A 14,514-nucleotide genomic window follows, 5' to 3' on the forward strand; every position below is an offset into this window, starting at 1 on the left:
ACACCCTAAACCTGATCCTCGACCTCGCCGCCCGCGGCGTCGGAATCCGCAACCTCGCCGACCCCATCAAGGTCGACTCCTCAAGCCCCGCCGACCCGATGGCGCAGCTGGCCGTCGTCCTGCTGGCGCTGTTCGCTCAGATGGAGCGCACCTACAGCCTCGAGCGTGCCGCCGGCGCCCGCGCTGCGGCCACCGCGAAGGGTCGGCGCATCGGCCGGCCCAGCGTCGTCGACGCAGACAAGCTCGCCTACGCCACCCACCTACGCGACGCCGGACACACCATCGCCGAGATCGTCACCAAGAGCGGCATCACCCGCACCAGCCTCTATCGCCACCTCCCACCCCGCCCGGCCGAGCCGCTCACCGCCCAGGACAACCGACCGAGCGACCGCCGAGCCCTTAGCTGACGGTCCCCAACTGCACCTCAGACTCTTTCTCGAAGGGACTTGAAGTGGGGAATCAGACACAGAAGTCCCTGCCACCCCACTCACGTTTGGCCTGGTCAAAGCCTGTTTCGGCGCCCTGTGGTAGGTGAGGATGCGTGGCACTACGCCTCCGTAGCGCCTCCGGCGCGAGCCCAACTCAATTGTCACCGCGAGCCCGTAGTCTGTCGCACATGCTGACGCTGGCCACCTCCACCGGTGAGGCCCCTTGGTGGGGAGTGCCGCTCATCGGTGGGCTGTTCGCAATCTTCGTGTTGGTCCTAGGTGCAATCAACGAGCGCGTGCGTGAGCGGACGCGCCGCCGCATTGAGCGTGATATCCGATGGGATGAGCGACGGCTGGACTTGTTCGTCAGGGTTACGACGTACCTGCGCGACGCCAAGGACTCGCTGGTCGCACTTTCTCTGGACTCCACGACAGCGGCCGACAAAGGGCGGCACCGTACGACCGTCGCGGCTGCATTTAGAGACCTCAGGCCGCTCGTGCGCGAGCTGAGTCTGTTACAACTTGACCGCGTTTACATGGACGTCGAACAAGCCCACTCAATGCTCTTGCTGGCCATGGGTGACGCCGAGACGCCACTCCTGCCCCAGCAAGTGCTCGATGATTTCCGGCTCCGGCTCTACTCCGCCGAGCAGGGTATGCGAATTGCGCTGGGGACCCCGCACGTCAAGGGCGCCGAGTTCAAGAGTCCGCGCGTGATCGTTCAAGGCGCATGGAACCGCGTCACCGATCCGCTCCGTCGCGATTGGATGGACGACAACAGGGGCGGCGTCTTGTGAGCGGAGCGGAATGGAATGAGTGGCCCCGCTAGCGAGCCGCTCTGATCGGGGTGACCGTGGCTGGCATTGTCGTCGGGGCCGGTTGTGGCCGGTCGCCTTTGCTGGTCAGGTTGGACACCTGGGTCGTAGGTCGCGGTGACGGCCAGGACCTCCGGCCTGGTCTTTGGCCGACGGCCGATGCGCCCACATCACCATCGACGGCGCCAGGACACGTGCATCAGACGGGATTCCTTCCATTATCCCGCCCTATTCCGAGGTCGGAATAGGCGCCTGGATACGAGACTCGCTAGACCGGCTCCTACCACCCATGCTCGCCGACCACGGCCCCTTCGCCAGATGCAACACCGACATAACCGCACACTCCACCACCGGAACCCACACCCCGCCAGCGGCCTTACCCGTCCTCGAGCCCCCGACGCATAACCGACCTTGACCGACTGCCCTGATCGGGGAGGAACCCACGCTTCGGCAAGCAGCAAACCCCGACCACACCCAGATGCCGGCCTACGAACTGTTCAACCGCAGCGAGATCCTGGGCCGGATGGCCAGGAGCAAGATGCTCGGCGGACTGTCCAGCCACCGTTACCAGGTCGGACTCGAACCGGTCGGTGAGAAGGTCGAGCGTGCTGCTTCGGCGACGAGCAGGTCGGCGGCCTCACGCCGGTTCGTGGCGATGACCGAGACCGCCCTGGCCGAACTGCTCGCCGCGCCGGTGGGGAACCTGGACCGGTGGCGTTGATGTTCGACGGCGTCCACTTCGGTGAGCACCTATGTGTTGTGGCATTGGGTATCGATATCGACGGGACCAAGCATCCCCTCGGACTGGTCGAAGGCAGCACCGAGAACACCACCGTGGTTACCGAGCTGCTCACCGACCTACGGGGCCGGGGACTGGAAACGACTCATCCGATCCTGGTCGGCATCGACGGTGGCAAGGCACTACACGCCGCCGTCATGGCGGTGTTCGATCACCCGGTGATCCAACGCTGCCAGATGGACAAGCTGAGGAACGTCGCCGACAAGCTGCCTGACGACCTCGCTAAGACGGTGACGAAGAAGATGCGGGCCGCCTACCAGGCACCTTCCGCGATCATCGCCGAAGCCCACCTCGAAGCACTGGCAAGGGAATTGGAGCACACCCACCCCGGCGCTGCGGGCAGCCTCCGCGAAGGCCGCAGTGAGACCTTGACTGTGCTGCGTCTCGGTGTGCCACCCACCCTGGCCCGAACACTTCGAAGCACCAACTGCATCGTTGTCGATGATCTCGATCTGTCGTAACCACTCGACCAACTGAAGAACTGGCAGAGCGGAGACATGGCCCTGCGCTGGTGCGCCGCCGGGCTGGTCGAGGCAGGCAAGCAGTTCCGCCGAGTCAACGGCCACATGCACCTACCAGTGCTGCGAGCCGCCCTCCAACGGCATGTCGCCGAGCAAAATGTCAGTACCGACCGTCAAGATGAGACCGTGAACGTAGCCTGATGATCATCGGGCCGCAACCGAAGTTCCACGGAACTCGGGACATCCTCCATGGCCCCGCAAGACCCGGCTCGCGTACTGCCGTCAAGCGCCCATATCCGCGTCTCGAGAGGCTCCCCATGAACCAGTGCCACCTGCCCGTCCCCTGCTGCCGCAACACGGGGGCACAGGCATGAGCGCCACCGACTCGAACCTGTCCGCGCCCGCCTACCTCTACGACCTCGTGTGCGCTGTCACCGAATCCGGCCTGAACGCCACCATGCTCGACCTGCTCTCAGAGCAGGACCAGGAGCTCTTCGTCTGCTTCGCCGTCGACGAGACCGGCAAGACCGTGCAGGTCCCCATCGAGCAGATCCAGGACGCCGCCGGGGTCGACCCGTTCTCCATCCCGGACGGCACCACGTCGGCCGACCCGGTGCTCGGCAGGCTCAACGAGGGCGGGTTCCTCTACGCCTTCCGGGCCAAACTCGGGCTTCCCGCAGGCATCGCGCCCGACCAGATGCCCGACGTCATCAAGCTCGACCAGGGAAACTCGCAGGTCACCTACCAGTTGTTCTGCGCCGAGTTCTCGGTGATCGTGCTGAACTACATGCCCCGCAATCAGAACACCTTCACCAACGCCTCCCAGTCGGCCGCCGACCCTTGGCTGTTCCGGTTCATCGTCAACATGAACCTGGAGAAGGGAGCGGACACCCCCTTCAACCAGCTCCCGCCGGCAGCCCAGCAGCGAATCGACAACGTCGACCCGGACACGATGTTCAGCGTCCAGCAGCTACTCCTCGACGTCAGCACCCGGGCGCTGGAAGGGGCGGTCGCCATTCCGGGACTCGACCCGGCCAGCCCTGCCTATATCGCGCTGACCGAGGTCTTCATCGGGGCGTACTGGGACAAGATGGCTCCGGAAGGGTCCGTGATGGTCGGTTTCGTCGCGACGCCCGCGCCGGCCGACGTCAAGGGGCCCTCCATCGTGCCGACCGCCCTCACTTTCGAGGTGGTCGAGTACAAGGACGCGTCGAGCACCCTCAACGAGGGCCTGAACACGCTGAACTACCTGACGGTTGCGAACAACAGCACGCTGCCTCCAGCGACACCCTTCTCGTGGAACTGGGTGGACCCCGCAGACGAAGCCAGCTGCCACGGCGTGATGGCCGTACGCCGGGGCGTCTTCGAGACCTTCGTGGCCTCGCTGCTCAACCCTCAAGCGGCACCCCTGTCTGTCGACACGAACACCTACCTGTGGCACGACGGCGAGAGCCTCTACATGCAGCTCACCGTCCCGCAGAGCCCCAACCCGGCTCAGTGGGTCGCCCCCGGGACGTCTGTGGCGGGCGCGGACGGGTGGACGCCGTTGCTGACCATCAACTACAACCACAACAGCTCCGACAGCGCCTCCACGTGGACCGGAGGAGGCAAGGAGACCGGACACTTCAACTACGCGCTGGTCGGCGACTTCTCCTCGCTGGGCAACCAACTCCGGCTGACAATCAACACCCAGTCGTACTGCGACTGGAACTACTACCTGCTCGGCATCCCCACCGCCAACTTCGGTGCGAACATCGTCAACTTCACCCTCACGGCCACCTTCACCCTCGGGGTCGGGACCGACGGCACACTGAACGTGACGATGGACCCGGCGACGCCGACGATTGCCGACACTTCTCAGGACATCGACGTCAGCACGTGGGACCACATCATCGACGTCGGGAACATGGCTGACCAGATCGATGCGATCCGGGCCACCCTCACAGCTGCCCTGACCGCATCCGCCACGGGCCTCGCCGGCCAGGTCAGCACCCTTCTCAACGGCTCGTCCGGCTGGATTTACCCCGGCGGCAAGACGTTCCTGTTCCACGACGTCGTGTTCTCGACCGAGCAGGACCTCGTCGTCCGAGTCGTCTACGCCGACCCCACGCCCACACCCACACCCGCACCGGCGCTGGCTCCCGCAGCAGCCAGGACGGCACAGGCCCAGGCATGAGCGGCGCCACGCAGAGCATCCTGACGTGGTCCACGGAGCTGATGAGCAACTACAAGCAAGCCGAGGTGATGGCCCCTGACGCAAGCTTCGAAGCGCTCCAGACCGACTCCGGAGACGCGCTGCTGTTCTCGATCGGCACCGACGCAGTCTGTTACCTGACGCAGGAAACACGCGCCGCCGCCGTCGGATGGCGACGGATCGCGTTCAGCGCGAGGCTCGGGGACCGGCCCGTGAAACTGGTCGCCGTCGCACAGAACGCCGGCACCGGCAAGATCGACATCGCCCTGGTGCTCGGTGGGCAACCCCACGACGACCTCTACCTCAGCCTGGGAAACTCGTCGAAGGACGTCAGCTGGGTCGACGAGCCGACCTTCACCGCGGTCCCGTTCGACGCGACCGCCGGGCCCACGACCGTCACCATCAACGACGTGTTCATCAGCCAGGCATCGGACGGCGAGTACATCGTGGCCGACATCCTGCGCGACCCCAGCGACTCCTCGCCGCTGATCTCCCGGTACTACATCGACCCGACGAGCCGCCTGACCGGGAAGGCATGGAACGCCCACGACGTAGCAGGCGACCTGCGAGCCTCGAACGTGCGCAGCACCATCGGCCGGCGCCCCGGCGACCGCGTCGACGGCATCTACACCGTCGGCGAGATCGCCGGACACGGTCAGCTCATCTTCCAGCCGCTCTACAACCCGTTCCGCCCCCAGGAAGCAGCCAACCCGGTCGCACTGACCGGACCGGCCGGCGTCATCGGCACAGCACTGTGCGCTGTCGCCGCTCAGGCTGACGCCACCGACCTGTACGTCGCCTACGGCCAAACCCTCTACATGTTTCCGGCCGAGGCCCAGCAGCAGGGCGCCACCGGGACCCAACTCCTCGACCTCCCGGTCCTCCGAGGGGTACGGCACCTGTTCGGCGCAGCCACCGACACACGCCTCATCCTGTGGGGCCTCAACCAGGCCGACCAGGTCTTCTACACGACGTGCGCCGTCGCCGACCGGCACGACCCGACCGCCTGGAGCGTCCCGCTCCCGATCGTCACCGGCGCCGAACAGATCTCGCCGTATCTGAACCGGTCCAACGACGGGAACAGCTACTTCGTCCACACCGGTTCGAACGAGCTGAGCAGGCTCACCCAGGCCCCCGACACCACGGCCTGGAAGAGCGAGAAGGTCCTGCTCCCCGCGCCGACAACGATGAAGGCGGTCAAGAACACCTCCTACACCACACGAGTGCAGGTCACCGACCAGGACAAGAAGCCCCTGCCCGGGGCGACCGTCGAGGTCAGCTGCTCGCGCCGCACGAGCGTCTACATCAACGGCCTGTATTACGTGCTCGACAGCGTGCCCACCCCCGTCGTTGCCGACGCAATCGGGTCCGTGAACATCATCGAGTGGGTCGAGTCCTTGAATGGCACCCCACTGCACATCGTCGGACCGGACGGCCAAAACCTGGCCGTCAACCCGATGGACAAGCCGTTCGCCAAGGCCGCTAGCCTCAGCACGGCAGATGCTCTGCGCGCAGCCACCATCCCGGGAACAGCGCAGGCCGCGAGCCGAGCCCTGGTCTCCTCGGATGCGAGCGACGCCGACCTCGACACGGCCGCAACCGCCCTCGGACAGCTCGGCACGATCTACCAGACCATGCCCATCGACGGGTCCGTCCTCCCACCACCCACCACGCCGACGGCCACACCGACGCCTGCACTGACCACTACGGCACGGTCGGCCGGCAATGTACGCGTGGCCGCCCTGCACTCCGTGAGCGCCGGCGCCGGACACGCACCGCACCCCGACCTGGTCCTCGGCGGGGGGCTCAGCTTCATCACGGTCGCCGCCGGCGACCTGTGGGACTGGCTCGTCGCGGAGAGCGACTATGTCGTCCACATCCTCCACGACGCCGAGACCTCGCTGTGGCACTTCGTGGCACAGATCGCGGGCGAGGTGTACGGGTTTGTACTCGACGCGGCCGACAAGGTAGTCGGGGCGATCCTGACCATCTACAACGCCATCAAGACCGCCATCGAGGACCTCATCGCGTTCCTCGAGTTCTTGTTCGAGTGGGACTCGTTCGTCCGCACCAAGGACGTCTGCCAGAAGTTCCTCCTGATGTCGCTCCAGCAGGTGGCAACCGGCACGGAGACCCTGAAGGCGGACCTCAACGCCCAGCTCGAGGCCGCCAGAACGAAGGTCGACGACTGGGCCGACATCAAGTCCGACGGCTGGCAGCCCGGCGTTGCCAACAGCTCGAGCTCGGTCGGCTTCATGGGTACGGTCGCGGAGGTCGGCGACATCCTCACAGCTCCAGCGATGTTCCTGTACCACCATGTGAGCGACAACATCGCAGGAGCTCAGAGCGCCGGCCCCGTCGACGGCACCGGCGCACCCGACGTCCTCCAGATCGTGCTCGACGCCCTAGACAACGCGGACGACGTCGTCGTCGGTGCCCTCGGCAGGGTCAAGACGGAGCTCATCGACGGCGGGGCGCTGACCAACCTGTCGCTCGGCGAGACGCTGCAGAAGCTGGCAGCCATCGTCGTCGACGCCTTCCTCGAAGGGACAGAGACTCTCATCGACGCGCTGTTGGACCTCCTGGTAGCCGTCATCGAGGCCGGCATCGAGGACCTGTCGACGCCGATCTGGATCCCCGTGGTCTCCGACATCTTGGAAGACTTCGGGGTCACCATCGACTTCTCCATCCTCGACGTCCTGCTGATGGTCGGCGCCATCCCCGCGACCCTGTCCTACAAGATCGCGAACGGCACAGCACCGTTCGCGCCGGGTGACATCAGCGACCAGATCCTGGCCGCGAACACCCCGGCCGAACTCAAGGCGGCACTCGAAGGCGGCGGCACCGCTGTCCGCTCCGTGCCCATGTTGCTGGGCGCCTCGAACACGACAGCGACCTCGGCCGCGGACCCCCAAGCCACGCTCTACTACGACATCTACGTGGCGGGGAACATCGTTGCGGGGATCGGGTCCATTATCGGAGCCATACTGTCGCCGGGACTGCTGATGGGAGAGGAGGAAGGCGCCAGCTGGCAGCGTGCCGTGATCGCGGCCGGCCTGGTCACCGCGGTGACCGACAGCATCGCCGGCTATGTCGACGGCCCGGACCCCATCAGTGACACTGAGGTCGCTGCTCTGGCGCAGTCGGTCACCTACATCGGTGTGGCAGCCAAGATCGTCAGCGCGCTCGCTTCTCGCAACGCGTTTGGGACCAGCATCTCGACCGACGACGCGGAGAAGGCCGGCGCCGGAATTGATGCCATCGTGGGCTTCATCGCCCTCACCCCGGCCGTCTATCACTTTCAGGAGCTCGCGGGCGCCTCCGCGGGGGCGCCACGGCCCTCGGCGATAGTCAGCGAGACAGCCACGATCGTCTCGTCGATCGGCAGCATCAGCGCCTTCTTCGCAGTCATTGACAAGGACCCGGAGTCGAAGGCCATCCTCGCCGCAACGACAGGGGTGCTCGGCCTGCTCTATGGCGGGCTGCGGTTCGCGGTCTCTGCGATCAACCCGCACAGCTCGACCTCCTGACCCGTGACAGCGGCGGCCGGCCGAGGAACGGGGAGCTCAATCCTGTGGCTCGGCCAGTCACCGGGGAAGGTTCGCCCGGCGCTGACAAGAACGTGTTCCGCAGTGGGCTGGGCGGCCAGGGTGCGGTGGGCGCAGATGTCGCAGATGTCCCAGTTGGCCAGGGCGCGGCGCAACCGCGCGGGGGTCTTGGGGTCTGACATGCAGCGGAACAGTGGTTGGCGGTAAGCGTCGATTCGCCGCGCAGAGGTGGGCGCGCGAGTTCGATCACGCGGGCTATGGCTTATCTGGTAGCGGCGAGGTGGCGGTAGACGCTGGCACGAGAAATCCCCAGGTCCTTGGCGATCTGGGTAGGGCTTTGACCGGCGGCCCGTCGTGCCTTTGCGGCAACAAGTTTGTCGCCATCCATCACGCTGGGGCGCCCGCCGACCCGTCCCTGGCGGCGTGCAGCGGCCACTATCACACGGGATTCGGCAGCCGTTATCCCGCCCAATACGAATTTGGAGTTGTCGAACGAGACGTGTCAGCCCTGCGACAGGGCTGAGGGGACTCGACCCCGGACCCTCCTCGTTGCGAACTCCGGGCAAGGCGATCGCGCGGGCTTATCTGAGCACGGATCTGTGCGTTCGAAAGCAAGGAAACCCGGTGGAAGTCGATGGCGTTGCTGTACTTTGCTGCTGTACTTTTGGCGCTGCGAATTCGAGGTGGAAGCCGACGATGTCGGAGGTCTGTGCACGCCAGTGTTGCATCGGCGTGGTTCTCCGCATTCGGGGCAGAACGTAGAGCCGGGTCGAGTCCAAGGTCGTGGTGTGTGGAGCGGTCACCGCATGATCCGGTCTGGACAGGTTAGGCCATAGGCGCCTCGATGAGGTGGGTGATGGTGATGGGATCTCCGCAACTGGCGCAAGTGCGCCGGGTCCGATGCGTCGGCACGGTCGTTGGCAGTCTGGGCACCGCTGCTCGCCGGCGAGGCGTTGGCCGCAGTCCCTGCATTCGTAGACGGTGTGTTCACGTACGCCTCGACGATCCCTGGGTCAGCTGAGGCGGCTGCACCGGTGGGTTGGTGCGACGCAATCGCCCGAAGCTGCTCTTCCAGACAGCTGCCCGAGGCCAGCGCTGTCTGGTGTGCTGCAGCGCGGCTTACGTGATGGGTTCGATGGGAGGGTTGCTGGTAAGAGTCCGAAGTCGGTCATTCGTTTGCCGGTCGACCGAGTGGATCATGACTCCGCGCATGCCGCGAGTCAGCAGTACCTTGTACACGTTGCGGATCAGCCGGTCGGCCTGGGCGTCGTCAACCTTCTTGCCGTTCCTGAAGTCAGGGTCCTTGTTAGCCGAGCGCACCATCACCCAGGCGTCGTCACGCCACACCAGGTCGGGCCCGATGATGACGCCGGCGTAGTCGTACTCGAAACCCTGGGCGGTGTAGACGCACCCGACCTGCCCAAAACCGGCCGGGTCTGTGGCCCACAAGGCAGCCGCCGGGGCTCCCCCCACAGACCGCTCCCCTTTGAGGTTCCAGGGTCGCGACCATCCACCGATCTTCACATCGCGCACCAGAGTGCCGTCGGGTTCTGGATCACTCCACGGCCAGCAGTAACCGGCCGCGATACGCCCGCTGTATTCCTCCGCGATCCTCGTCTTCAGTGACGCCTCCATCTCGTAAGGCGAGTCGACGACCACCACATCGAAGCGAGGATCACCCCTCCACTGGATCGGTCCGCCGGGTGTCAGCCCCAACAGACGCTTGACCCAGAGCAGATACTCCTCGGAGCCCCCGCAACGGAACTGGGCATCGAGGTTGATCTTCTCGACTCTGATCCCCCGCGCCAGAGCGTTCTGCTCGATGTCCTCGACGGTGCCCTGCTCGCCCGGACGCACAACCTGGAACTCGTCCAGCAGGAAGACCGGCACCCGAGCCGCAGCAATGAGCTCGTCGATCTGGGGACGACCACTGCGAAGCTCAGCCTTAGTCCAGCGATTGACCGAGGTCTCCCGGATGCGATGCGCCTCATCCAGGATCAAGGCATCGAGGTCGTTGGCCTCTGCGGCCATGAATGAGTTGAAGTACTGAAACATCTTCTTCACTCTGGGCGCCCGCGCGCCGGCCACCTTGCGCAGCGTCTGGGTGAACGAACGAGACCCAGTGGCATGGATGACGGTCCGGCCCTGTCGCAAGAGCTCGCCTAGCAACGAGAGCGCGATGACGCTTTTGCCGGAGCCGGGGCCTCCCGAGATGATCACCGTGGTCTTCTCATTTGCCCGACGGGCACGCTCGACGGCGTGCAGCACATAGTTGTACGCGTCTCGCTGCTCATCCAGCAGGACAAACATCTCCCGGCGCTGCACCTCATCGGCGGCAAGGGCCAGCAGCTGCTTAGAGGGCGCGATCCGACTCGAGAGCAGAGTGTCGGCATACGGCGCACCGCTTTGGCCCTGGGCAAAGCGGGTTCTGAGGAAGTCCTGGAACTCACTGCGCCGCTGACCGGTGAACAGACTGCCGAGCCGATCGCCCGTCAGGTCCAGGAGATCCGCAACACCGCTGTCCGTGGCGTTGTGCAGGTAGGCCACACCCGCCAGAGACAAGGGCTCGTCAGCGAGAACGGCGGTGAAATCGAGCATGTAGTCGCAGTAGTCCCGCAGCTGAAGCACCGGGTGGGTGACCGGCCGCTCGCCATACTGCTCGATCCGCACCAGGGTGTCGCTGTTTTCGAACCGCTCGGCGTGACTCCACTGCTTGAGCTCAACCACGAGGTATGACGGGCCGCCGGTCTTCGGATGCTGCCCCACGAGTACGACGTCCGCGCGCTTGCTGGTCAGCGGGAGCTGGTACTCGAGGAGCATCTCCACGTCTGACAACCCAGCCGAGACCAGGTCGGCGCGCAATGCCGGGATGCTCCGTGTCCACGAGCGATATTCACTATCGGAAGGTCGGCGTCCGGTCCGGATGGTCATCTGCTCAGCGATAAGGTCGGCGAAGTGGTGCTCGATGGCCGAGAAGCCACGGACCGATTGACGAAGAAGCGTCACAAGACAGAACCCCAGGCAGCACGAAGTGTCTCGTGCGGGTGGGGGCATCTCCGGAGACGGAAGCCCGTCGGGCCGCAATTACGTTGGCGACTCTAGCCGTCGGCGGCTCCGGCGGCGAGAAGGAGCATACTCGCGGGTGTGTCTGACCTGACCGAGATTCGTGATGCCTCCCGCGCGTTCATCGCTGAGCGGGAGTGGGAGCCGTTCCAAGACCCCAAGTCGACCTTGCTGGCCCTTGTCGGCGAGGTCGGAGAGCTGGCCGAGCTGCTGCAGTGGCTGCCAGCTGATGAGGCACGCGACCGGCTGCGCCAGGAACCACTGCACACTCGAGCCGCCCAAGAGATGGCGGACGTCCTCATCTACCTGGTCGGTCTGGCCGACCAGTGCGGGGTCGACCTCGGATCCGCTGCACTGAGCAAGATCAAGGCATCAGCGGACAAGTACCCGCCGGAACAGAACCGCGGCGTCGCCCCGGAGAGGGGCTAAGACAGGAGCCCGCAGCCTCGTACTTGTTGCTCTGGTCCACCTCCCGTCGACAGGGATGTTTCGACGTCGCCTGTTCTCACGCCAGATCGTCGGGAAGGTGCCTCTCTGAGTCTGTCCCCGGGTTGGCGTTGCGCGTGGTCCAGTTCTCTACTTGTAAAACACCCTGACCCCGCCATGGTGTGAGCATGCACCCTGATGATGAGCTGCGAAGGAGAGAGTGCCGTCGTTGCACAGTGCGGTCGCGCCGCCTTCAGGTACGACGGGTGCTGGCGCGGACCGCGGCGCGGGTGCAGGGGTGGGCCGAGGCGCGGGTGCAGGTTCTCGCTGTGCCGAAGTTCTCGGCAACGCTGCCACAGCTGGCGCGGTGCCCAGCCCTGGCAAGGCCATGGTCGGGCAGCCAGCAAGGACGCGGCTCATTGCGTCTCGCTCCGCCAATGTCACCCAGAGGCCGTACTTACCTTTGACCACAACCTGTCTGGCGACATAGGTGCAGCGGAAGGCCTTGTATGGCGGCAGCCACGTGGCAGCGTCCCCGTCACCCTTGGACCGGTTCGTGGAGGCGTCAACGGCCAGCAGGTTCAGCGGGTCGTTGGCAAGGCTGAGCCTCTTCCCAGCCGGCCATGTCGCGGCCCCCTTCTGCCAGGCATCCGAGAGGGCGACGACGTGGTCGATGTCGACCTCGCTGGCACCGCCGTAGACGAACCGGATGGATGTGCCGGTGTATGGGTCGGGGGCCAGGGTGCCGGCCAGGGCCTTGCAGGCGTTCTTCATCCGCCTGCTCGTGAGGTCCCGGCGCAGGATGTCGTTGCGGGTGTCGCAGCCGTTGTGGTCGGTGTCGTACCAGGCCTGACCGAACTGTGCGCGGGTGTAGCCAGTCTTGGGCGCTCGTCCCTTGACGGTCAGCCGTGCCAGTGCGGCTAGTGCGGTTCCGTCTGCGGCAGGTTTGGACTTGGACGTGGTGGCTGTCGGCGCTGTCTTGGGAGGGGTAGAAACTGCGGACGAGCTCGGGACCACAGCGGGGGTCTGGGCAGCCTCCGTCGGGCTTGGGCTGGACGTGGCCTTGCTGACGGAGGTCGCAGGACCGGTCGAGGCAGGGCCACAGCCGGACAGCATCACGACGGTCGCCAGCACGGCAGTGATCGACGCTAGGGCCTTCCTCATGATCTCCACCCTGACGTGAGGCTTCGGGGTGGCAGGGTCATTCGCAGCCGATGCCGTCCTTATCGCGGTCAAACTTGCTTTGGAAGCCAGGGTCGCCCGGGTAGATCGGAGCGGCGCCAGCCGCGCGAACGGCAGTGCAGTTGGCGTAGTAGACACTCGCGTCTGGCGGCGGTGCTGGGGCGGGTGCAGCGTCCGGCGCCGCCTTAGCAGCGGCGGCTGCGGCTGCGTCGTCCGCTGCTTTAGAAGCCGCGGCTGCGGCTGCCTCATCGGCTGCTTTGGTTTCTGCGGCTGCTGCGGCTGCTGCCTCATTGGCTGCTTGGGTCGCTGCCGCGTCCGCTGCTTGGGAGGCTGCGACTGCCGCAGCTTCATCGGCTGCTTTGGAAGCCGCTGCTGTGGCTGCTGCCTCATCTGCCGCTTTGGCTGCTGCAGCCGCCTCGTCGGTGGTGGTCTGAGAGTCACTGACCGTGGTGGTCAAGTCGGTGGCTGGGGGAGTGCTTGTTGATGAGGCAAGCGAACCTATGGTGATGAGGACGAGGGCGGCGCCGAGCGCGACGCCAGCCGCCGCACGACTTCCCAATCGGGCCCAATCGACCCGGCCGCGAGCTAGGGCGACCAACGCGACGACGAGCGCGAAAAGCCCAAGATTCATCAAGGCACCGCTGACGCCGGACGTTAGAGCGCCGATCAGAACGAACAGGGCGAGACCGCCCCAGCCAAGCAAGCGGGAACGGCTGAACGCGAGACCCAGGATTATGGTTGGAGGCGTCACAGCCGGAACCCCTGGCGCATAGTGTTCAGTCCACAACTCGCCATCCCAGTATCTCTGTCGGCCATCACTTTGCGGATACCAACCGGCTGGAATGCTCACGACTTCTCCTCAAGCGCTGTTTGTTGCGGGTCCCCCCCGCTGCGCAGAATGATCCTTCACGCGGTCACCGCCAGCATCGCCAAAATTGATGAAACCCCCACGCAAAACCTGATGAAGTCTTGCGACGGTGTTGCCAGCGGGTCCGGGACGTTTTGTGACTACTACAAGTGTGACGCGCCGACTTCGCCCTCGAAGCCGAATCGGCTGAATACCGAGCTCTCCTGCCTGACACCTTGAATGTGGGCCGCGGGCCGTGCTCCGATCAGCACTGAGAGCAGCGATGAGCGAGGAACTGATGGACCGCAACGTCGCGATCGGAATCAAGTTGCCTTCCGCTCGGACTCGGCAGTCAGCGCCCTGTCCGTCGAGGAGGCCCGCCAGTTCCTCGTGAGCGCCAAGGACGACCACGACCCGTTGTACGCGGCATACGTGCTGATCCTTGTGCTCGGACTACGCCGGGGCGAGATGCTCGGCCTGACCTGGCCCATGGTCGACCTGGACACGGCTCAACTCGAGGTCGGGTACAGCCTCCAGCGGATCGGCGGCCGGCTTGTCCGGGGCCCGACCAAGACCGAGGCCTCCGACGCCATCTTGCCTCTGCCGGCCTTCTGCCTCTCCACCCTCCGGCTGCATTACCGGGCTCAAGCAGCGGCGAAGCATGCCGCTGGCCCATTCTGAGTCCCGACCGGTTACGTCTTTGCCACCCGCGACGGCTTGCCCCTCGACCCCCGCAACTTCAACCGGTCAT

10 protein-coding genes and 1 pseudogene are annotated in these 14,514 nt (G+C 65.4%); 7 read left to right on the top strand and 4 right to left on the bottom strand.

Annotated features, from left to right (window positions below; genetic code table 11):
* From H7290_RS07840 to H7290_RS07860, 5 genes and pseudogenes are all read left to right on the top strand, one after another.
* A partial coding sequence (locus tag H7290_RS07840) for a helix-turn-helix domain-containing protein (RefSeq protein ID WP_290513464.1) occupies positions 1–407 on the top strand: 407 nt, incomplete at its 5' end.
* Between the two features lie 209 nt (positions 408–616).
* On the top strand, positions 617–1,225 hold the full coding sequence (locus tag H7290_RS07845; RefSeq protein WP_290513465.1) for a hypothetical protein: 609 nt from the start codon (positions 617–619) through the stop codon (positions 1,223–1,225).
* Positions 1,226–1,721: 496 nt separating this feature from the next.
* Positions 1,722–2,704, top strand: a pseudogene (locus H7290_RS07850) (transposase); the annotation flags it as partial.
* A gap of 169 nt (positions 2,705–2,873) precedes the next feature.
* Entirely contained in the window at positions 2,874–4,679 is a 1,806-nt protein-coding gene (locus H7290_RS07855) for a hypothetical protein (RefSeq protein WP_290513466.1), read from the top strand.
* On the top strand, positions 4,676–8,227 hold the full coding sequence (locus H7290_RS07860; protein WP_290513467.1) for a hypothetical protein: 3,552 nt from the start codon (positions 4,676–4,678) through the stop codon (positions 8,225–8,227). The genes H7290_RS07855 and H7290_RS07860 overlap by 4 nt, the downstream gene beginning before the upstream one ends.
* Before the next feature lie 280 nt (positions 8,228–8,507).
* On the opposite strand, the gene H7290_RS21310 is transcribed toward H7290_RS07860, so the two are convergent.
* Entirely contained in the window at positions 8,508–8,687 is a 180-nt protein-coding gene (locus H7290_RS21310; RefSeq protein WP_366927611.1) for a helix-turn-helix domain-containing protein, read from the bottom strand.
* Between the two features lie 677 nt (positions 8,688–9,364).
* On the bottom strand, positions 9,365–11,251 hold the full coding sequence (locus H7290_RS07865; RefSeq protein WP_290513468.1) for a DUF2075 domain-containing protein: 1,887 nt from the start codon (positions 11,249–11,251) through the stop codon (positions 9,365–9,367).
* Between the two features lie 138 nt (positions 11,252–11,389).
* On the opposite strand from H7290_RS07865, the gene H7290_RS07870 reads away from it, so the two are divergent.
* Positions 11,390–11,737: a nucleotide pyrophosphohydrolase gene (locus tag H7290_RS07870; protein ID WP_290513469.1), complete on the top strand. Its 348-nt coding sequence runs from the start codon at positions 11,390–11,392 to the stop codon at positions 11,735–11,737.
* 147 nt (positions 11,738–11,884) lie between these two features.
* On the opposite strand, the gene H7290_RS07875 is transcribed toward H7290_RS07870, so the two are convergent.
* Both H7290_RS07875 and H7290_RS07880 read right to left on the bottom strand, forming a co-directional pair.
* Positions 11,885–12,898, bottom strand: a complete 1,014-nt coding sequence (locus H7290_RS07875; protein ID WP_290513470.1) for a DUF1524 domain-containing protein — start codon at positions 12,896–12,898, stop codon at positions 11,885–11,887.
* A gap of 37 nt (positions 12,899–12,935) precedes the next feature.
* Positions 12,936–13,766 carry an excalibur calcium-binding domain-containing protein gene (locus H7290_RS07880; protein WP_290513471.1) on the bottom strand — a complete coding sequence of 277 codons (831 nt, stop codon included), beginning with the start codon at positions 13,764–13,766 and terminating at the stop codon, positions 12,936–12,938.
* Between the two features lie 387 nt (positions 13,767–14,153).
* Here H7290_RS07880 and H7290_RS07885 point away from each other — a divergent pair, with 387 nt between their 5' ends.
* Positions 14,154–14,444, top strand: coding sequence for a hypothetical protein (locus H7290_RS07885; protein ID WP_290513472.1), 291 nt, complete (start codon positions 14,154–14,156; stop codon positions 14,442–14,444).
* Positions 14,445–14,514 lie beyond the last annotated feature (70 nt).

This window comes from Aeromicrobium sp., from assembly GCF_014378035.1.
GTDB lineage: Bacteria > Actinomycetota > Actinomycetes > Propionibacteriales > Nocardioidaceae > Aeromicrobium.